This window comes from Actinoplanes sp. DH11, assembly GCF_020873875.1.
Classification (GTDB): Bacteria; Actinomycetota; Actinomycetes; order Mycobacteriales; family Micromonosporaceae; genus Actinoplanes.
On the sequence record NZ_JAHWGU010000003.1, the window covers coordinates 32398 to 53301 of the forward strand.

General features: G+C 70.5%; 6 protein-coding genes. All 6 read right to left on the bottom strand.

The window, feature by feature from the left end:
* Nucleotides 1–84: 84 nt before the first annotated feature.
* The gene (locus LPA41_RS05230; protein ID WP_229068778.1) at nt 85–1422 is read right to left on the bottom strand and encodes a cytochrome P450; all 1338 of its coding nucleotides are present in this window, start codon (nt 1420–1422) and stop codon (nt 85–87) included.
* Entirely contained in the window at nt 1419–2402 is a 984-nt protein-coding gene (locus LPA41_RS05235) for a hypothetical protein (protein WP_229068779.1), read from the bottom strand. Before LPA41_RS05235 ends, LPA41_RS05230 begins: the two co-directional genes overlap by 4 nt.
* Nucleotides 2399–4819, bottom strand: coding sequence for a hypothetical protein (locus LPA41_RS05240; RefSeq protein WP_229068780.1), 2421 nt, complete (start codon nt 4817–4819; stop codon nt 2399–2401). The genes LPA41_RS05235 and LPA41_RS05240 overlap by 4 nt, the downstream gene beginning before the upstream one ends.
* 27 nt (nt 4820–4846) lie before the next feature.
* Nucleotides 4847–17899: a hemopexin repeat-containing protein gene (locus tag LPA41_RS05245; RefSeq protein WP_229068781.1), complete on the bottom strand. Its 13053-nt coding sequence runs from the start codon at nt 17897–17899 to the stop codon at nt 4847–4849.
* Between the two features lie 346 nt (nt 17900–18245).
* Nucleotides 18246–19790, bottom strand: a complete 1545-nt coding sequence (locus tag LPA41_RS05250; RefSeq protein ID WP_229068782.1) for a methyl-accepting chemotaxis protein — start codon at nt 19788–19790, stop codon at nt 18246–18248.
* A 96-nt stretch (nt 19791–19886) separates the two neighbouring features.
* Nucleotides 19887–20681 carry an RNA polymerase sigma factor SigF gene (locus LPA41_RS05255; protein WP_229068783.1) on the bottom strand — a complete coding sequence of 265 codons (795 nt, stop codon included), beginning with the start codon at nt 20679–20681 and terminating at the stop codon, nt 19887–19889.
* Between the last annotated feature and the right edge of the window lie 223 nt (nt 20682–20904).

A 20904-nucleotide genomic window follows, 5' to 3' on the forward strand; every position in this document is an offset into this window, starting at 1 on the left:
TCGCTGAACTAGATACCGGAGACCTCTTCAGTTATCGATCACCGCCACGCCGCAACATTGACGACGCTACGAAACACGTCCTAGCTAGAGCGCCACCCGCTTTCCACGGGGACCGCGGTACACGACGCGGACACCGCCGGCCGGGCCGACGGTGACGGTGTAGCGCCTGGGGCGGACCGGCGGCCGGTCGACCAGGTCGAAGCGGTGCCCCGCCAACAGCGTACCCATAGTGATCTTTGTTTCGTGAACCGCGAAATCGGATCCAGGGCAGCGGCGCACTCCACCCCCGAACGGCAGGTACTCGGCCGCGGAGAACCGGCGTTCGAGGAACCGTTCGGGCCGGAACAGCTCCGGGCGCGGGTACGTGCGGGGGTCGGCGTGCGCGAGGACGGTCGCGGCCACGGCCACCGTCCCGGCGGGCAGGTGATGGCCGAGCACGTCCAGCGGCTGTGCCAGTTTGCGCTCCACGCTCGGGCCGATCGGGTGGATGCGCAAGGTCTCGTCGATGACCGCGGAAAGGAACGGCAACCGGACGAGTGCTTCCGGGTCCGGCTCGCGGCCCAGGGGTTCGAGTTCGGCCAGGACCCGGGCGTGCACGTCCGGGTCGGCGTGGATCCAGTACATCGTCCACGCCAGCAGGTGCGACGCCGCCTCCTGGCCCGCGGACAGGAACGTGACGAGTTCGTCGCGTACGTCCCGGTCGCTCAGGCCGACGCCGTCGTCGTCCCGGGCGAAGAGCAGTGCGCTCACGACGTCGTCGCCCGGCCCGCCGGCCGAGCGCCGGGCGCGGATCTCGGCGTGAACGAGCGCGTCGAAGGCGGCCAGGTGTCGCTGGATACGCCGCCAAGGGGTCAGGCCGAACAGGTCGCGCCGCAGCAGCGGGACGAATGCGACCAGTGGCGTCACCGCGCCGACGACGTCGCGCACGGCGTCGGCGAGCAGCGCCGCGCGTCGCTGGTCCTGGGCGCCGAACAGCACGCGCACCACGTTGCGCCGGGACAGTTCCTTGGCGAACGGCACCATGGTGATCCGCTCGCCGGGTCGCAGCTGCGCCGCCCGCTGTGCCGTGTTGCGCTGGATCGTGGCCGTGTGGGCCCGCATCCGGGTGCCGTGGAAGGCGGGCATGATGAGCTGACGCTCGCGCAGGTGGCGCCGGCCGGAGAGCAGGGCGATCGAGCCTGGTCCCAGGTACCACTGCATCGGTACGGCCGCGCTGGGCCCGAAGCCGGCCGGGTCGGCTCCGAAGATGGTCCTGATGCCCTCGGGCTGCCCGGTCACGAACCATCGGCCGAACAGCGTCGGGACGGTGAACGGGTCGCCGTAACGGCGTTTGCCGTCCAGGAACAGACCGTACGGGTCGCGGGCGAACCGGATCGTCTGCGGCAGAGCGCCCCGTGGGCCGTTCGGGAGACCGCCGGTCATGGCACGGCCTGTCCGGCCGGTGCCATCTCGGCGGTGTTCAGCCGGGTGCCGCCACCGATGCCGACGTAGTCCAGCGCGGGGTTGCCGCTGGCTTCGGCGAGCATGACGTGGTGGCGCAGCAGCGCCCCGACGGCGGGCTGATACCCGAGGTGCAGCATGCGCATCAGTACGCCGTAGGGCATGAGTCGCGGCGAGGCCACGAACTCGTTGAGCATCCCGGACACCGGCTGCACGGCGACCATCAACAACCTCAGTACGCGTCGCCGCAACGGAAGCCGGCCGCCGAGGAACTCGCGTAACGACAACCACCTGTCGCTTCCGGTGACGCGGGGCGGCAGTTCGCGTTCCGCTGCGTGCGACAGCGCGATGAGCGCCGCACACGCGAGCGCACCGAGCCAGGGATTGACGGGCGTCGGTGTGGGTGTGAAGAACGAGCGCTGCTGCGGGTCCAGTGCGAACAGGTGCCCGTAGTAGACGTTCGCCGCCACGTAGAGGCCGGCCACGATAGCGACCATGATCAAGCCCCAGGCGATCATCCGCGTGTGCACCGCGAGCACCAAGTACCAGACGGCCAGCAGCATCGCGTAGACACCGGCGAGGTTGGGGCCGGCGAGCACTGTCGCATGCGTGGTGGGGTGGGCACCGAACCAGACCTGGGCGAGGGCGGCCAGGACGAAGAAGTTCACCGCCGGCATCAGCAGCAGGTGTGCGGCCTTTGCCGGTAGTCGCTGGTGGAAGACCTCGTACAGGAATGCCTGCAGATCGAAGCTGAAGATCGTGAACTGCGTGAAGGGCGCGACGACAAGCATGGCCACCGCGCGCGACCATCGGGTCTCGGCGCCGGGCGCGGGCGCCACCAGCGAGCCGAATCGCCGGCAGAGGAATCGAGCCTCGGCTGACGGGGCGACGAAGATCCGCGCGTCGGGCATCTGATCGGTGCGGACGTAACGCTGAAGGGTATCCGGGACCGCGGTGCTCATTTCCCGGCTGCCTGTCGGGTGACCCGGGCGTGTTCGGCTGCCCGGGTGCTGCGGATGATCCCGGCGACGTCATCCGGCGCGCCCTTCTTCAGGAGATTCACCTTGGCCCGCAATCGCTTGATGGTGTCCTCGGCCGGTTTCTTGAGCGCGTCTTCCTCGTGCCACGGGATTTTCGCCAGCTGATCGGCCGCGCTGGTGAGCGCTGCGATCGCCTCGGCGCGGGTGTCCGCCTTGGGGTCTGCGTTGGTGAGAGCTTCGTGGATCAGCTCGGCGGCATCATCCAGGGAGGTGTCGTCGAAGTTCACGTTGCGGGGGCGGGTCGAGCGTTCGCCCTTGCCGCCGCGCCCGCCCGCGTCCAAGGTGGCGAACGGCAGCAGGTTGCGGAAGCTCAGGAAGGCGGTGGCTGCTTCGGCGACGTCGGTGGTGTCGAGTACCGCCTCCGCTTGGGCGAAGATATCCACCAGCTGGCCTGCCTCCAGCTGGTCGGCGGGCAGGAGCCAGTCCAGCTTCATCACGTCGGAATCGAGATCGTTCAGCGTCTCTTCGGCCAGCGCGCCGATTGCTTCCTCCGCCGAGGTGGCCTTGCTGACCAGCGCCTGTACGGCGGCGACCTCCACGGTCCAGGCTGTGGTGTGCGAGCCCATGCCGGCCACCCCGGTGGGAGCGGCCGCCCGTCCGTTGACTGTCAGGGGCACGGCGGCGGCGGGGTCGTAGGTGACGACCAGTTCCTCGTTGGAGGAGTCGGTGGTCCAGCTGTTCGCCTCCGCCGGCGTCGGCGTGGCGGTGATCTCGCCGTACCGGGCGGTGACGGCTTTCATGAGATCGGTCAGGGGCGTGGTCTCGGCGGCCTTCGGAAAGGCCGCGATGATTTCCGTCTCGATTTTGTCGAGTGCTGCCGCCGTGGCCTTCTCGCGGCTCTGGGCGTCGGTGTCCTCCTTCTCGCGGCGTCCGAGGAAATGGGAGACCGTCACCGCCCGGGGGTATGCGGCGGCAGCCGTGCGTTGGTGCTCGTGCACCAGTTCGGCGAGCATCAAGGCGGCCCTGGGCAACGCGTTGATCTCCCGCGTCACAAGCTCATTGACCTCGGCTGTCGCGTCCGCCGTCCCACGCAGGACCGAGATCTGCATCTCATTGATGACCTTCGTACGTGATTGCTTGTTCGTCACATTGCTGAAAGTGTGCAACTGAGTTGCGCTGTCCCGGATCCGCTCGGCAGCGCGCTTCATCGACGTGCTGGTGGTTCGAGCGGCCAGAGCGATCGCCTCGGTCCTGATCGCCTCGGTGTCGAGCGCCGGCCGGGTGGGCCCGGACTGCCACTCGATCTCATAGCTGAGCCTTTTCGACAGGCCGTTGAGCGTCGTGAGTTCGGCCTGTGCGACGGCCACCTCGTCGGTGAACAACAACGACGCGTCCGACTCCCGCAGCGCGGCGTCGAAGGCGAACAGGCCCCACAGCTGGTCACGCAGGATGCCGGCGTCGGTGTCCGGCAGCGCCGCGGCCCCCTTCGGCTCACCCCGCTTCTCGACCTCGAGGATGCGCTGACGTTTCCAGTTCTCCGTCGAGCCCTTCGAACCACCCGCGGACGCGGCGAGCACCGTCGCGAACGGAAGGTAGTTGAGATAGGCCAGGTGGTTGGCGATCGCTTTCTGCAGCTCGGCGGCCGCCTTCGCGGTGTCACCGGCCGCCGCTGCGGTCTTCGCCGCCGCGAGCTGAGTGGCGGTGAGCCAGGCCCAGTTCTCCAGCGGGCCGACACGTTGCTCCCGGTCGGGCAGCATGTCGAACAGTTTCATGCCTGCCGAGTCCGGCTGGGACATCCACCCCTCGGCGTCTCGTTGGGCGTTGCCGAGCAGGTCGATGGCCTTGTCGATCGGCTGGCCGTGCATGCGGGCCCGGATGCTGTCGACGATGGCCGACCAGGCCACCGTGTGGTCGCCCATCGGGCCGCCGAACGGCGACGGCGTGCGCTGCTGCGAACTGATCTGCAGGTTCGTGATCCGCGCCGTGTCGTCGAGGGTGACCAGCGGTTGCATCCGTACCCGGGTCATGGCCGGCAGGTCATCGTGCCGGCGCGCCAGCAGGGTCTGAGCCGCCGTCGTGGCGGACCCGGAACCCGGCCCGCTTACCGAGGACGTGTCCCGGACGGCACCCCCGGTGAGGTCCTCGGTCTTCACCCGTTTGGAGGGCCGGGCGGAGGCAGCCACGCCGGTGTCACCGCCGGTCGCGGCTGATCCGCTGCCGGCCGGCGACAGGTCACCGGTCAGCGGGCCGCCGTGCGAGCCGGACGAGGCTTGCGACTCGTGCGTGCTGTCATCGGTGTCCATCCGACCCGGGTCGGGCGAGGTGTCCGTGTCTTTCATCGGGTTACGGCTGGGGGTCTTGCGCTTCGTGGAGCCCTTGGGCTTGCCTTTGAGCGGCACGGCCGCCTCCGTCCGGATCGTCCGCGCTCAGGCGGTGGCTCGGTAGTTGATGATGAGGACGAGACCGGTCAGCCCCGCGGGATCGCCGTCCAGCACCAGGTCCAGCCCGGTGCCGTCGGCGGGCAGGGTAAGGCCCGGTGTGCTCAGCAGACGGCCGTCGGCCAGCGGCAAGTTGCGGTTGCCGTTGATCAGTAGCCTGGCCCCGCCGGCCCGGCCCGGGTCGTAGGAGTAGGCGGCGTGGATGCCGTTGATCTGCCGCCCGGTCATGGCCGGGAAGTCGTGCTCGGTCAGCGGCAGCCGCAACCGCCGGCTCTCACCGGTGAGGAGCTGTTCCCAGTCGTACGGGAAGTCGGCGGCGACGTCGAGGTAGCGGGCCGCCGGGTACGGCTTGAGCATGCCCCGCACCGCGCCGGTAAAGGTCTCGCCGCCGTTGGCGGCCGTGTACCGCACGGTCAGCGCGACATCACCGGGCTGCTGCGCCGGCCGCCGGCCGGTCAGTTCCAGCCGCCAGCTGGAGACGGCGCCGGTGCCCTCGAACGGCAGGTACCGGTCGTCGTCGAAGCGCGTCTCGAACAGGCCGTTGTTGTCGTAACCCTCCGGCACGTCGGATAGGGCGATCTGCTGGTCGGCGCGCCAGTCGAAGCGCACCGTGGGCGGCGGCTCACCGCGCGGATCGAGCAGGTGCTTGACCGCGCGGGGATCGGCGGCCAGCACAGTCTTGTGGCCGGTCTGGGTCAGCACGGCGCTGAGTGGGACTACCGTGCCTTCCGTGCCGGTGAAGGTGACCGCGATGGTGCGGAGCTGGCGCCGGAAGTGGCCGGGGAAGTCCCGGTCGAAGAGTTCCTCGCGAAGCGTGAACTCGCACACTCCTTCGGTGCGCAGCCGTAACAGGGCCACCGCGTCGAGGTCTCGCAGCGACACCCGTTTGGTGATCTCCAGGTCCCGGCTGTGGCTGTCCGCGTACGCCTTGCCCAGCTTGTCCAGGTCGAGGGTGAGGCTTTCGCCGGCGAGCAGGCCGTTGCGCCGGCTCTCCCAGTACGCCGCCTTGACATACGCCACGGTGCTCTGCGGCACGCCGCGTTCGAAGTGGAACGCCCGCTCGGCGCTGCGGGCGGTCTCCTCGGCCAGCCCGTACGCCTCGAAGTAGAGGGCACCGAGCCGGGCCGCGGTCCACTGGTAGAGCTCGGCGCCACTGAACTTGTCCCGCAGGAACGCGGCGACCTGGTCCTGGTGGGCGATCTGCTGCCGCAGGATGTCCAGTTCGCCCCGCACGGCGGTGAGCTGGTGCTCGGCGGCGGCGACCTCCGGCTCCAGTTGGGCGAGGTCGTTGCGTGCCATGTCGAGCTGGAACTGCCAGTCCTGCTGGGCCTGCTCCTGATCGGATCGGACGCCCAGCAGTTCGCCCATGACACTGAGCCCTTCGCCCAGCGACTCGGCGATCTCGGCGGCGTTCTCCAGCGAGTCGCCGACCTGTTTTCCGCCGTACTCGGTGCCGAGGATGAACGGGCCCACCAGCACCTGTGGGGTCGCGTGGGCGACCGAGGCGTAGATCTTGAGGCCGCTGGAGACCAGGTGCGCGGTGGAGGCCGCCGCCATGGTGGTGAGCTGGGCGAGCTGCAGCGGCGACAGCCCGTCATCGAGCAACTTCTGGTAGTGGGCGATCCGCGCGCCGGCGGCGTCCCGGGCGGCCCGCGCCGATCGGAGGTTCGCCTCGGCCGCGCCGACCTGCGCCTGCCGGGCACCGCGGGTGAGCGCGAGGATCTCCGACTCCTGCCGGGTCTGCAACAGGATGAGCTGCTCGGTGTCGCGCCGGTCGAGGGCGCCCAGCAGGTCCTGCCCGAACTGGCGCAGCCGGTCGGCCAGTTCCTGGGCGCGGCGGAACACGACCGGGAACCGGTGGTGCGGCACGGGCACGGTGCCGCCGCGCAGGGCGGACTCCACCCCGGCGCCGGAGGCGACGCTGCGGACCAGGTCACCCGGGTCCACGGGTGGGGCGAACAACGGCACCGGACGGCTGATCCCCATGATGTCCAAGGACAGCCGGATCTTGCGGAGCCGGTCCTCGACCAGATCCCAGTAGGCACCGAGCGCCGAGTTGCCCGGAACCTGGAAGTAGGTGTCGGCGACGGTGCTGTGCACCGCTCCCGCACCGTCGAGCATGGCGCCGCCCGCGGTCAGCTCGGCCCGGGCACCGGCCGGTTCGGCCCGGGCGTCGAGCTCACGGTAGCTGCGGGCGGGTGTCGGGGCTGCGGCTGCGGGCATGTCCGGGCGTACGCCGAGCAGATCGTGGGCGAGGATGTAGAGCATCCGTGCCTCGTCGATGCTCTCCGGGGTGTACTGGCGGAACAGCAGGTCGCCCCAGTCGAGCAGGTTGTCGATGTAGCCCATGACGGTGGCCCGGCGGTAGGCGGCCGGGCGGAGCTCGGCGATGGCGTGCGGGTCGAAGGGGTCGTTGCGGTAGGCGTCCAGCAGCCGGCCACGGTCACCCATCAGGTCGTACTGGCGCTGCAGTTCCTTCGCCACGGCCAAAGCCTCCCGCAGTGGGGTGAGGTCGCCGGGGGACGGCAGCCCGGGCGGCGCCGTCACCGTCACGGCGGCGACCCCGGCCAGGGACCGGCGGTCGGCTGCGGTCAGTTCCCGTACGCCGTGGAACACCGGCGCCACCGACCGCAGCGTCTCCAGAACCGGGTCCAGTTGCCGGTGCAGGGCGTCGGTGTCGGCGCCGATTCTCCGCAGGTCGGTCAGCGCGCCGGAGATGTCGTCGGCGAGCGCGGCCGGGTCCACGGCGAGGAAGGGCAGGAAGCGCCAGTAGCGGCCGGGCCGGGTCGGGTCGAAGACGTACTCGTACCAGACGCGCGCGTCCTCGAATCGCTGCGCCGCGTTGAGCGCCTGCGCGATGAGCAGCGGGGCATGAAAGAAGATCTCCCAGTAGTAGATGCCGTTGGCGCTCTGGAAGTCGAGGTGGTCACGGCCGGGCAGCCAGGCCGGGTTGACCCGGTCCGCACGGACCCGCACCGTCGTCGCGTCGGAGCTGCCGGTGCTGAACGCCGGCAGCTCGTCGGTTTCCTGCGTGCCGGTGTCCAGCAGCGCCGCCACCCCACCGGCGAGCAACCGCTGATTCAGCTTGTACGCGGTGCTGGTGGTGAGGCGGATGACCTCGTGCTGCAGGGCGGCGAACTCGTACGGCCGGGTCACCGCCGCCGATCGCGGATAGGTGACATAGGTCGTGTCGATGAACAGGAACAGGTCGGCGGTCGTCTCGAGGGCGCCGGTGATCCCGTCCGGCAGGTCGCCCCAGCGGCCGGCGGTGCGGGCGAAGTCGCCGAGCCCCGCGAGCCCGGCGGGCGGCACGACCGCGTAGGCGTCGCCGCTGAGAGCGTATCGGCGCCCGCCTTGCTGGAAGACGGCGTCCAGCGGCCGCGGCAGCGCCCGGGGGTAACCCTCGTCGATCAGGTCAGGGATGCCGCCGTCGGCGCCGAGGGTGTACCGGACGTACTCGGTGCCGCTGGTCAGATAGAGGTGGTTGCCGTCGACGTACCCGGCGTCGACCGACCACCAGCGGGCGAGCAGGTCGACCTGCGGCGGTTCTTCGAGACTTCCCTTGCCGGGCCGGGCGTTGCCGGCTTTGACGGCGGCTTCCAGGAACGCCGCGCCCCACTTGCCGAGCAGCCCGCCCGCGAAACGCGTCAGCAACGCCACGCGGTCGGCCTCCGGCAGGGCGCTGGCCTCCCACCCGCGGTCGACCGGGCGCAGGGTATGCAGATCGGCCGAACTCACCCAGCCCTTCAGCTCGGCCGAGAAGAAGTACTCGACGCCCTGCGCGCCGGTGTAGGCGTGGTCCACCTTCGACCAGCGCGGCAGGCGTTCGGTGTTGATCGGCAACTCTTTCGGGTATCCGGCGTCGGCCGGCGCGGTGAGACCGTTGGAGTAGCGCAGGTACTGGCTGCCGGAGAAGACGAAGATCTGATCACCGCGGGTCAGAGCGGCGTCCACGACGCCGCTGCGGGTGATCGGACGCCCGGTGCGGCCCCACCGGGCGGAGATGGATGAGCTGGGCCCGGAGCGGCTGCGCCCGGTGCGGATCAGCACGTACTTCCCGACGGTGTTGTCGAAGAAGTAACGGGACCCGTCGGGCAGTTCGACGGCCGCGTCGATGCGGTCCCAGGCGGGCAAGGTCTCGGCGCTGCCCCGGATCGGCGCCGGTGTGGGTTGCTCGGCCGGGGCCGGGACGACCGGGCGGCACAGGAAGCTGCCACCCTTGTGGTCGACGCTGAACCAGGCTCCCTCGGTGAACGACGCGGGCGAGCTGAACCAGACGACGCCGAACGGGTCGATGTCGCCCGGCTCGTCGAGGATGAGACCGAGGTCGCCGGTGCGGGCCGGCTCGGTCGGTATGCCCTCGACTGCGACGGTGTACAGCTCCGGGGTGAGTGCGAAGGCGGCCCCGGTGAGCTCGCCGGCCCCGGTGGCCGCGGTGTAGGTGACGACGATCGCCTGGTGCTCGCCCGACTGACCGGGTAGCGGGCCGGAGCGCACGGACAGGGCGACGTTGCCCAGCCCGTCCGGGCGCGGCGCGCCGGTGGCGAGGATCTGGGCCGGCACCCATTCCTGGTTCAGGTTGCGGAACGAGAAGTAGATTTTGACGTTCTGCTGCACGTCGGGGGTGCTGACCTGTTGGGTGTCACCGGTCTGCTTGGCGATGATGGTGGTGGAGCCTGTCGCTTCCGGGGTGACCGTCTCGATCGTCGCCCAGAACACGAAGACCCGGTCGAACGCGTGCACCGGGTACACCTTCTCGGCGTCGATCTGCACCTCGACGTTGAGCCAGGGTCCCCAGGTGGCCGACAGCCGGTCACCGTCGCGGAAGGTCGCGTCCCGGTAGTAGTAGCGGCGAGGGCTGGTCCGGGTTCGTCCGAACAGGACCAGTGACCGGCTGCCCTCGGCGGCGTCGCGAGGGGCGTAGACGTAGCCACCGGCGATGGCGAGCCGGGACACCTCGGTGTATTCGTCCAGATAGCGTTTGTACGCCGCCTGCGCGGCCGGCGCGGTCACGCCGGCCTGGAGCAGATCGTTCTCCAGCTGCCGGAACGCGGGCGTCTTGGAATCGCGCAGCTCCGGCCGCAGGTAGTTCTCCGGGTAGAGGAAGACTTTGCGGTTCGCCTGCCACGTGCGGTAGTTGCGCATCCATGCCCACCACCGCTTGACCCGCTGCCGGGCCTCGTCGTCGTAGCCCGCCGGTGCGGCGGCCGGCTCCAGATCGAGCAGGTAGCGGTGCAGGTGCAACTGGACGGCCGCGATCGCCTCCCGGACTCGCGAGGTGCGGCCCTGCGCGCCCATGTCCACGTCGATGAGCAACCGCTCGAAGAGGGTGCCGGGCAGTGGGTCGGCGACCGGGGCGAGCACCGCCGAGGCCAGCGCGTCGCGGCGCAGCGCGGCCACGTCGTCGTGCAGTTGGTCGGTGAGCACGCTCAGGTCTGCCGCGGACAGGGTCTCGGCGAGCATGCCGTGCAGGGCGCGCGCTGCACGCTCCAGCGCTGCGGCCCGCTGCGGCCCGCCGGCCGCGCTGTGCACCGGCGACCAGACATCGGTGTGCAGGCGAGCCGGTCCGGTGCCGAACCGGGCGGCGAAGGAGAACTGCTGCACCAGGCGCAGCACCAGCTCCAGGTCGAAACGCTCCTCCTCGCCGGGCGCCGCAGGCAGGAAACCGCCGTGCCGCTTCGCCCACCGGATGTCCTCGGCAGGCCATCCGAACAGCTCGCTGAGCCGCTGGTAGGGGTCCGGCACGGCGGGGTCGTCGGCCAGCACGGCCGAGAGGCTGCCGTCACCGGTGCGGTGTGCGAGCCGAGCGAATCGGGAGATGGTGTGCACGTCGCTGAGCCGGTAATCGCCGGCGTCGGCGAATCGGTGGGCGATCGGCTGCGGGAAGGTGCGGTCGACGGCGGTGTACCTGCCGGCCGAGTATCGGACGTACTCGGCGCCCTTGACCAGATAGGTGGCCTGCCCCAGACGGAACGCGCCGTCGATGCCGTCCTCGAACGCGGCGGGCAGATCGCCCCAGTCGTCGCGGATCGTGCGGGGGTGGCCCGGGTCGGCGTAGGTCAGATCGTTTCCGCTGTAACGGGCGAACTGGCCGCCCCGGAAGATGTACAGCTCCCCGCCGGGGGCGACGAAGGCGGCGTCGATCGGTGTCCCGGCCGGTGCGAACTCGTTACGCACCCGGCCCCACAGTTCGGCAGCCGGGCGCGGGTCGGCCGGCCGCACGTCGGCGCGCAGGTAGTCGGCGCCGTGGAACAGGTGGACACCGCCAGCGGCGTCGCGGAACGCGGCGTCGATGCCGTTGCGGAACGGCACCGGCAGGTCGGCGCCGCTCACCGCGCCGAACTCGCCGGCCGGCGCGGACTCGATGGTGCGCGGGTAGCCGTCATCGACGAGCGCGTAACCGGTGCCGCTGTAGCGGACGTACTGATCGCCGGAGAACAGGAACGTGGCCGTGCCGGCCACCAGCGCCGCGTCGACCTTGCCGGTGTCGGTGACGGTGTTGCGGGCCCGACCCAGCGTGGCCACCTCATCGGTCGCGTAGGCCGACCGGGAGACGACCTGGCAGCCGTCGCCGGCGAACAGGTACATGTGGCGTCCGCCGGCCACCACCGCGTCCACCCCGCGCGCCGCCGCAGTGTCCTCGAAGGACTCGGGCAGGTTACGGAACGGCTCCTCGGTACGCAGGTTCGCCGCGATCAGGCGGGGATACCCCGGGTCGGCGTCGCGGTAGTCGGTGCCGCTGTAGCGGGCGTAGCGCTCGCCGCAGAACACATACGCGGCGCCGGTTTCCGGGTCCACGACAGCGGCGTCGACGCGGGCGAAGGCGGGCATCCCCCACGCCGTGCGCACCTCGGCCGGATCGCCGAAAGATCGGCCGTCGTACGTGGCGTAGCGCTCGCCGAAGAAGACGTGCGCGCTGCCGTCGCGGGCGATGAACGCGGTCCGCAGCACCTCGCCCGGTTGGGCGAGTGTGCCGTAACCGCGCCACAACAGGTCCAGCGGTTGCGGCGCGGACCACGCTCCGGACATCCCGGTCCGCCGGACGAACCGCTCACCGCGCAGCAGCAGCATGGTTTCGTCGATCACCAGGACAGCGGCGGGTGGCCCGAATCCCGGCGCGGCGCCGAAGAACGATGCGTCGGCGATGCCGGGCGCCCCGTCCGGCTTGGAGTAGTCCGCGCCGGAGTAGGTGAGGTACCGCATCCGGCCGTCCGCGTCGGCCGGCTCGAACAGGTAGGTCGTCTGCTGGTAGACGTAGGCCAACGCCACCGCGGTGATTCCGGGGAAGTGCTCCGCGACCGGCCGCGGTGCGCCGCCGGCCTCCCGGGTCGGATAGCTCTGCCCGGAGTACGTCACGAACTGGTCGCCGCTGAACACGTACGTCGTGGCATCCCGGCCGACCAGGACCGCGTCCACCACGCCGTCGAGGCTGATGGTGTCGCGCGGCCGGCCCCAGGTGTCGGCGATCGGGTACTCCCGGCGCAGCCGCACGTCGTAGCATCCGGCGCCCTTGAACAGGTAGGCGGCGCCGTCCGGTGCGGTCAGCGCGGCGTCCAAGCCGGTCATGTAGCCGGTCGGGACGTCGCGCAGCAGCCGGGGACGGGCCGGCGCGGAGTCCGGGACCTTCGCCTCCACCGCGCTGACCCGGCGCCACCCGGTGACCCCCTCCACCAGCAGCGTCCCGTCCTCGAGGAAGGCACACCGGACGTCGCTGTGACCGGTGTACTGCCGGTAGAGCCGGTCGGAAACGGCGTGTCGGCGGGAACCCTCGATCAGGTGCACGGTGCCGCGGTCGGCGAACGCCGCGTCGACCCGGGTGAGCGTTACCGGTAGCTTGCCCAGGCGCGGCTCATCGGGCAGCGCGGAGAGCGGCCGGGGGTAGCCGTCCTGCACGGTGGTGTAGTCCCGGCCCTCGTACCGCACGTACTGGTCGCCGGAGAACAGGTAGGTGTAGACACGGGTGACCTCCACCCGGTCGACGGTTTCCACTGCCTCCATGACCAGCGTGGCGTCCACCCGGCCGGTCCGGGCCAGGTTGTTCGGCACGTGTCCCCACAGCGTGGCGGTGCCAGCCGGGTAGCGGTCGTCGACGCGGGTGTAATCGGCGGTGGAGTAGCGGACGAAGCGGTCGCCGGAGAACACGTACGTGCGCCCGTCACGGCCCAGGAAGGCCGCGTCGACCCGGTCGAACGGGATGCTGTCCCAGTGCTGCCGCAGGGTACGCGGTTCGGACCACCAGCGCCGGCGGCCGTCGAACACCACGAACGTCGTGCCGCTGAACAGGTACGTCAATCCGTCGCGCCCGGTCAGCACCGCGTCGACCTCGGCAAGCCCGGTGCCGAGCCCGGCCGGCAGATTCCACCAGTCGTCGCTGAGCGGGCGCGGGTAGCCGGAGTCCGGCACGCTGTAGTCCCGGGTCGAGTAGCGCACGTAGTAGGGGCGATCGTCAGCACTGGACACGGTGAGCCGGTCCGGGCCGAGCCGTACGGTGAAACGGGCACCCTGTTCGTCGGTCAGACCCCACATCGACCCAGTGCCTGGTTCGACCCGGGCGTCCGCCGGGAACGACACGCCGTGCTCGGCGAACCGGCGGCGCAGCAACGGCGACAGCCGGCCGCTGTCCAGAGTGGCCTTCCAGCTGGCCGGGATGGCGAACAGATCGCCGGCGACGCCGACGAGGTAGGTCCGGCCGTCCAGCACGAACGACGCGCGCACCGTGCGCAGCCCGCCCCAGTCGCCGGTGATCAAGCGAGGGTAGCCGAGGTCGGCCAGCGCGTAGTCGGCACCCGAGTACCGCAGGTAGCGGCTGCCGCTGAACAGGTAGGTGCGCCCGTCCAGGCCGGTGAACCCGGCGTCGACGCGGCCGCCGGGCAACGCCGGTCCCAGCCGGCCCCAGCGTTGCGCGGTGGGCACCGGCTCGGCGTCGCGGGTCAGCGCGACCGTCCGGTCGCCACGGAACAGATGCCGCACGCCGTCCGCGCCGAGCATGACCGCGTCCAGGTCGCGATCGAATCCGGCGGGCAGGCCGGGCAACTGCGACCCGAGCCGGCGGGGATAGCCGTCGTCGGTGCGCAGCCCGTTGTTCTCCACGCCGTCGCAGTGCCGCACGACCAAGTCCCCGGCGAGCAGGTAGGTGGCCGAGCCGTCGGTCCAGGCGGCGTCGATCCGGTCGCCGATCGCCTCCGGGGTGCGTCCCCACACGTCGGCGGTCGGGCGGGGTCCGCTCTCGATGTCGCCGGAGCGGCCGACCGTAATCGTGCGGTCGCCGGAGAACAGGTGGACCCTGCCGTCCTGATCGCAGAAAGCGGCGTCGATCGCGGTGGTGAACGGCGCGGGCAGGTCGGCGGTGCCGGCCCACCACTCGTTCACCGGCCGGGGAAAGCCCTCGTCGACGAACTCGCGATCGGCGCCGGAGTAGCGGACGTACTGGTCCCCGACGAACAAGTAGGTCCGCTCGTCGGCGTCCACGTACGCCGCGTCGATGCGCGACGGAACGGTGAACGCGTTACGGACCGCGCCCCACACCTGTTCGGCCGGGATCCACCGGGTGCTGCCCGGGCGCCGCACGAAGGTGCGGGCGGTGCCCGTGTCGTCCCGGCCGACCAGCCACTCGGTGCCGTCCGGGCGGGTGAAGGCGGCGTCCACCCGGTCGAGCGGGGCAAGGGCGGGGGAAAGTTCGGTGTACGCGGCGGGCAGCTCATCCACCGGGGTGGGGCTGCCCGCGGCGTACCGGAACCAGCCCAGCTCGGTGAAAAGGTAGGTGTTGCCGTCGGCGCTGGACAGCACGGCGTCGATCGACGCGTTCCCCGGCGGGAGCGTCAGCGGCTCCGGGAACTTGCCGGCCAGGTCCTGGTCGCGGAAGGCGACCGCCGTCTCGGCGGCGTCCAGGTCGAGTTTCGCCGCCAGCCGCGCGAAACCGCGGATGCGCCGGTAGGTACGCGCCGCCTCGGCCGTCGGCCCGCCCAGCAGGGCCTGCACGGCGTCGTTGACATCGCCCACCACGGTCCCGGCGAGGGCCTCGACAACCGCGGTGGGTACGCCGAGCGCGTCACGCAGCACGTCGAGCAGCGCGGCCGACTGCTCCTGCGCGCGGTGTTGCAGCGTGGCGGTGATCTCGGCGGTGCCGGCGGCGATTTCCCGCGCGATCCCGTGCAGCAGCGAGAACACGTCGCGGCCGTAGTCGCCCAGGCCGGTGATGGCGAAGCCCAGCTCATTGCCGGCCGTGGCGAAATAGGCGACGCGTTCCCGCGGGACGGTCAGCCACTCCTCCAGGTCACCGGCCTCGACCAGGAGCCGGATGAACCCGTCCCGCTCGCCGGCGTCCAGGCCGAGACCGGCCAGGGCCTCGGGATCGAGCACGTACGGCCGCTCGTCGCGGGCGATCACGGCAAGCTGGGCGACGATGACGGCCCGCTCGGCGGCGAGCCAGCTCCCGGGCAACGGCGGCAGCTGCTCCGGCTGACCGAGCTGGGCCTTGGTCTGTGGCCGGATCAAAGCCCGTTCGGTGTACGGGCCGTCCAGCACGGCGACCACGCGGGCGGCGACCGCGGCGTCGGCGATCGGCCGGAAGTCCTCCGCGGTGAACGTGCACCGCTGGGCCCGTACCGTGGCGATCTGCTGTTGCATGGCGGTGAGGATGTCCGCGCGGTAGGCGAAGAAGTCGAGGGAGATGGTCAGCTCGTCGATGTCGAGCGCGGCCACGGCCTGTTTGTCGCGGTAGATCCCGGACTCGTCGAGATAGCCGTTGAACCGCAGGCCGGCCAGCAGTTCGGCGATCCGGCCCTCGTCCAGCGGCAATCCGGCGAACGTGTCCGGACCGACCTGCAATGGAAGGCCGGCGAAGGCGGTGACCCGCTCGTGCAACGACGTCAGCACCGCCGCCGTGACGTCGTCCAACCCGGCGTCGACGACGAGCTCCGCGATGTCGCCCACGATGTCGCCACTCGGCTCGAGGTAGCCGTGGTGGATCAGGTTGTCGTACAGCTCGTCGCGGGCCCGCGGGTCCAGTCCGGGCAGTGCCTCCAGGTCGGAGGGATAGAGAAACGCGGTACCGCCGTCCGCGTTCAGCACCAGAGACTGCATCAGGTCGCGGAGCTGGTCGCGCTGCGGCGCGAAGTCGCGCGCCAGGGGTGGTTCGGCGGCCAGCACCGCCTCGTCCAGGGTGCCGTCGGCGCTCAGATACCCGGCCAGAACCAGATTGGTGAAGATTTTCGTGGCCAGTCGCTCGTCCAGGCCCAGGCCGAGGAAGTCCTCCGCACCTACGGCGCCCAGCTCGGTGACCGCGTCGTAGGCGGCGAGTGCGACCGCCTCGGCGTCCAGCCGCAACAGCCGGTCGTCGGCGTCGGCGACCACCCCTTCGTACGAGGTGAGCACCTCGTGCACGACCCGCGCGGCGCGGTCGCCGAACCGGGCGGAGACGAACAGCTCAGGGGTGAGCGAGACCTCGTCCACCTGCGCCCCAAGCGCGGCCAGTACGGCTGCCTGCTCCTTCTCCCGCTCCAGCGCTGGACCGGTGGCCCGGCCGGGGAGCACGTCGATCAGGTCGTCCGTGCCTAGCCCGCTGCCGCGCAGCCAGTCCACGACGGCGGTCAGTGTCTGCGCCAGCCACAGGCCCGAGGCGGGATCGGGCGCGTCCAGGATGCGATGGCTGTCACGCACGATGGCGCCGGTGTCCAGCAGGATCTCGAACGTGCTCCGCCGCCACAGCGACGGATCTTGATCGAGGACCTCCAACAGGTCGAACAGCTCGTTCACCGAGATGCCCAACGCCGTGGTCAACCGACTCACCCGGTGCAGCAGCGACAACGCGCCGAGCCCGACCTCGCCGCCGTCGAACGGGCTCGGCTGCGCAGGCGTGCGCCCGTAATGCTCGCGTAGCCGTTCGACGGTGGTGATCAGGTCGGCCTCGGCCAGCGCCAGCGCGCTGGACACCCGGCGGCGAAACTCCCGGTTGGCCGGCGCGAGCAGGTCACCGACGCAGGTCAGCTCCGCGTGCCCGGCCGGCGCCTCGCCCGGCCAAGCCCAGACCAGCGGAGCGTCGACGCCCTCCGGCAGAGCGCCGATGAACGTCCGGCCGAACAGGTCCGGCGATGTGCGCGCGGCGACGATGCCAGTAGTGTCCATCGGCGCCGCCAGGCTGCACACCACATCGACCGGCAGGTCGAACCGGTCACGTAGCCATCGCACCACGGCCAGCGTCCGTATCGCCCGGGCGTCCAGGTGATTGGCGCAGCAGGTCCGCAGCACGAGGTCGAGGTCGGTCAGGCCGAACCCGGTGCACCGGGCCAACCGGACGAACCGGCTCACCCGGTCGAACCAGTCCAGCGGCACCGCGGCACCGTTCGCGACCAGGCTTGTCCCCTCGGCGTCCAGGCCCACCGGGGCGCCGCCGTGCACGAAGAACCCGGCGGCGCCCGGCTGCCCGGGAGTAAGGCGCTGGAACAGCAGTTCTCGCACGTCATCGGCGGTGAGGCCGGTGGCCCGCTGGAAACGATCGAGCTGCTCGAGAACAGTCGGCGACTCCGCGTCGGCCAAGCCGTAGGCGGCCCGCACGTCGGCCTCGGCCGGTCGCGGCACGATGATTTCGTCCACTTGCTCGGGCGTCAGACCCAATTGCTCACGCGCGACCACGTCCGGGTCAGCCGGCGCGGCGAAGCACCGGTACAGCTCGACCGGGTCCACGCCGAGGCGCACCAGGTACCGGCGCAGCCGCTCATCGGCCAAGGAGAACGGCTTGTCGAACGGGAAACGCATGGTCCGCAACCGTTCGTACGGGTCGGGGCCGACCAACCTTTCCAGGATCTCGTTGACGATGTCCAGGTAGGGGCGTTCGGTAAGGGTGTTCTCCGCGTCCAGTGGGATGTCACGAATGTCCGCGCGCCGGTCGAGCAACGAGGCTCCATCGACGTTGTCCTCCAGCAACCGCAGCAGGTCAGCCAGGTAGGCGGCGGGGGAGTAGACCGTGCGGGCTTCGTCCGCCGGACGTAGGTCCAGCTCACCGAACAGCAGTTCGTAACTCGGCAGAGAACCGTCCCTCGACATGGGTGACCTTTCGTTTCACGGCATGCGCCGTCGGGGCGTGGACGACCCACGCGCGAACAGACCAGGTTCGGTGCGCCCATGCCGGTGATGCCGATCAGCCGCAGACGACGATCAGTCACGTTGGCATTAAGTAGGGCTGTGGTCACGACCAGTAGTGTCGCCAGCATGCCGACAGTGATCGATGACCGTCAACGAAGAGTCGTGTTTCAGCGCCTCAACTGACTGTCCGGCAGAGCACTCGGCCTGACCGGTCGACTTGCGGGAGCCCGCGTTCCATGGTCGTGCGGGGGAGCTTTGTGGCGGGACCGGCTTGGGGCGGTGCCGGGCCGGCGGTGCGGGCGGCCGGTCAGGTGGGCGTGCCGGTACGCCCGGTCCCGACCAGGTCCAGCAGGTCCGCGGAGAGGACGGCCAGATGGGCCGCGGTCTGTTTGGTCTGTGTCGCGCTGGTTTCCCCTTCGCGCGATACCCGGGCGGTGTCGGAGGCGGCGATGTTGACCTGTTCGACGGCGATGCTCTGCTGTTTGGTGGACAGTTCGATCTCGCGGGTGGCGTCGTTGGTGGTGGTCACGAGCCGGGCGATCGTGCGGAACGCGGCGGTGGCGTCATCGAAGTTGCGGGTGCCTGCGTCGACGGCTCGTGCGCCGGTCTCGGTGACGACGACGGTGGTGTTGACCGCGCCACGGATTTCGTCGACGAGTGCGCGGATCTCCTTGGCGGAGACGGCGGTACGGTCGGCGAGTTTGCGGATCTCCTCGGCGACGACCGCGAATCGGCGGCCGTGCTCGCCCGCGCCGACGGCCTCGATGCTGGCGTTGATGGCCAGGATGTTGGTCTGCTCGGCCAGTTCCGCCACCAGCCGCACGACCGACCCGATGCGCTGAGATCTTTCACCGAGTTCGATCATGTGCTGCACGATCTGATCGACCTGGGTGCGGATGGTCGCGATGGAGGCACGGGTCTGTTCGATGACGGCGTCGCCGTGGTGGGCGGCGGCTTCGGTGTCCGCGGCGGTCTTGGAGACCAGGTGGGCGCCGTCGGCGATCTGCCGGGAGGTGATCAGCAGCTGGTTGATGGTCGTGGTGATCTCGTTGAGTGCGGTGGCCTGATCGCGGCCACCTGCGGCCTGCTGGGCGGCCGCCGCCTGCAGTTGTGTCGAGGAACCCTGGATGTGGCCGACGGCGGCGCCGATCTGCCGGCGCAGTGCCCGGTTGAGGCGCCGGGCGATCAGCGCGCCGCAGACGAGCGCGAGCACGCCCAGCACGGTGACGGCGGTGATGGCCTGGTTGGCGCGTGTGGCGGCACGATCGCGATCGGCCTCGACGTCGGCGCGTACCCAGTTGACCAGCGCCAGGTTGGCGTCCTGGACGGCGTGGCGGGCGGCGAGCAACTCGGGGGTGAGTAGTCGGCTGACCTGCGTGAGGTCACGCATCGTCTGTCGTGCGCGCAGTCTTGGTGCCAGTCTCGCGGTGTACTTCGCCTCGGCCGCGGAGGCGTCATCGAGCAGTTGCCGGGCTGTCTGCTCGGCGAGGCTGCCGCGCAGCCGGGCTGCCTGGTCGAGGAACGCCTCGCGGTCCTGCTGGGTGCGCTGCAGGTCGGCCTGCTTGCCGGTGATCAGGTATCCCCGGGCGCTGGAGGCCCGGCTTTCCATCGCGGTGCTCAGCCGCTGGGCCGCCAGCAGGCTGTCGGTGGCCGCGGTGACTGCCGTGTTGTTGCTCCGCACGACCAAGGTCAGAGCGGCGACCGCGGTGCCGGCCATGATCAATGTCAGTGCCAGGGTCAGTGCGAAGCCGCCCGCCAGCTTGGTGCCGAAGGAGAGGGTGCTGATCGTCGGACCGCGCCCGAACTGTCGCATATGTTTTATTCTATCGGGCTCGCGTTCCGGTGTTCTCATGATCGAAGCGGCTGATCGCGCATGCTGCTTCCATCGACCCGGCCCACACCGCGCTCACGCCGGGCTGCCGGCCGACGTGAGCGATGACAGGAACCGTCAGGCTGCTGCGCCGTCGAGCTGGCCGCGCAGCTTCGCCAGGGCGCGTGTGAGCAGCCGCGAGACGTGCATCTGCGAGATGCCGACCTGCTCGGCGATCTGGGCCTGGGTCTGGTTGCCGTAGAAGCGCAGGGTGATGATCTTCTGTTCCCGCTCGTCGAGGCTCGCCAGGGCCGGTCCGAGGGTCACGCGGGTCTCGGCCTGCGTGTAGCCGTCGTCCTCGCCGCCGAGAGTCTCACCGAGTTCGGTGCCGCCTTCGCTGATCGGCGTGGACAGGCTGGTGGAGTTGTAGGCGCGGGCGCCTTCCAGGCCTTCGACGACCTCGTCCTCGCTGATGCCCAGGTGCTCGGCGATGTCGGCGACCGTGGGGGAGCGGCCGAGGGTGTGGCTGAGGGTGTTGTTGGCGCCGGTGATCGCCAGCCGCAGTTCCTGCAGCCGCCGCGGGACCCGCACCGACCAGGTCTTGTCGCGGAAGTGGCGCTTGAGTTCACCGACGATGGTCGGGATGGCGAAGCCGGCGAAGTCGACGCCGCGGTCGGCCTCGAAGCGGTCGGTGGCCTTGATCAGGCCCATCACGGCGACCTGGTGGAGGTCGTCGCGGGGTTCGCCTCGGTTGGCGTAGCGGTTGGCGAGGTGCCGGGCCAGCGGGAGCCACGCCTCGATCGCCCGGCCGCGCAGCTGCGCGCGCCGGGGGTCTGCGGCGGGCAGCGCGGCCATCGCGTTGATCAGTTCGCTGGCCCGGTCGGTGCTCGTGGACGAGTCTGCGGGCGCGATCGTGTCAACGGCGATGCTCATGCGTACTCCTCGTAGCTGGATTCCTCGCGGCGGTGTCCCGGATGCCGGATCCCGGAGGATCAGCGGCCCGAGGCGACTGCGCTGCAGTTGTGCCCATGACGCCGCGGTACACAAACCATACTTTCGGTCGGTGATCGAGACCCGATCGGAGGATGCGCACTGCGATCTACCGGATTTTGGCCATTGATCCGTGGGTCGCCTGAGGGAGTAGCACGGCTGTGCG